At 47.0% G+C, this 1,060-nt stretch carries 1 rRNA gene; it reads right to left on the bottom strand.

The annotated features are described in order from the left end of the window. Positions 1-775 (bottom strand): 16S ribosomal RNA (locus A9G09_RS09890); the annotation flags it as partial. Positions 776-1,060: the final 285 nt, after the last annotated feature.

The raw sequence follows: 1,060 nt of genomic DNA, 5'->3' as shown, positions 1-1,060 counted from the left end.
GCTCCCCACGCTTTCGCATCTCAGCGTCAGTATCTGTCCAGAAGGCCGCCTTCGCCACCGGTATTCCTCCACATCTCTACGCATTTCACCGCTACACGTGGAATTCTACCTTCCTCTACAATACTCCAGATAACCAGTTTTAAGTGCAATTCCTAGGTTGAGCCCAGGGCTTTCACACCTAACTTAATTATCCGCCTACATGCCCTTTACGCCCAGTCATTCCGATTAACGCTCGCACCCTCCGTATTACCGCGGCTGCTGGCACGGAGTTAGCCGGTGCTTCTTCTGTAATTAACGTCAATTGATGCACCTATTAGATACACCACCTTCCTCACTACCGAAAGTACTTTACAACCCGAAGGCCTTCTTCATACACGCGGCATGGCTGCATCAGGGTTCCCCCCATTGTGCAATATTCCCCACTGCTGCCTCCCGTAGGAGTCTGGACCGTGTCTCAGTTCCAGTGTGGCTGGTCATCCTCTCAGACCAGCTAGAGATCGTCGCCTTGGTGAGCCCTTACCCCACCAACTAGCTAATCCCATATGGGTTCATCAAATGGCGCATGGCCCGAAAGTCCCATGCTTTGGTCTCTCAACATTATGCGGTATTAGCAGTCGTTTCCAACTGTTGTCCCCCTCCATTCGGCAGATCCCCATACTTTACTCACCCGTCCGCCACTCGTCATCAAGTGCAAGCACTCATGTTACCGTTCGACTTGCATGTGTTAAGCCTGCCGCCAGCGTTCAATCTGAGCCATGATCAAACTCTTCAATTTAAAGTTTGATGCTCAATAACTGTCTCTGACATATTCAAATGAATCTTCAGTGTCACTTATCAAGACTTAATTTTTTGAGTCCGTAGACTTTTAATCTTTCGTCTCGCAAGTGCCCACACAGATTGTCTGTTTCTTCTTTTTAAAGAGCTGACAGCTTTAAATTTAACTAAACATTTTGTTGTTTTAGTTTGCTGTCTCAAGGGCTGCGTATACTACGCTACACCTTTTTATTCGTCAAGATCTTTTTTCAATATTTTTGATCTTGCTCTCTAACACCTTCTTCGT

This window comes from Gilliamella sp. wkB292, from assembly GCF_001690235.1.
Lineage (GTDB): Bacteria > Pseudomonadota > Gammaproteobacteria > Enterobacterales > Orbaceae > Gilliamella > Gilliamella apicola_F.
The sequence above is the reverse complement of the archived record's forward strand: the minus strand, read 5'-3'. Positions and strand labels throughout refer to the sequence as shown.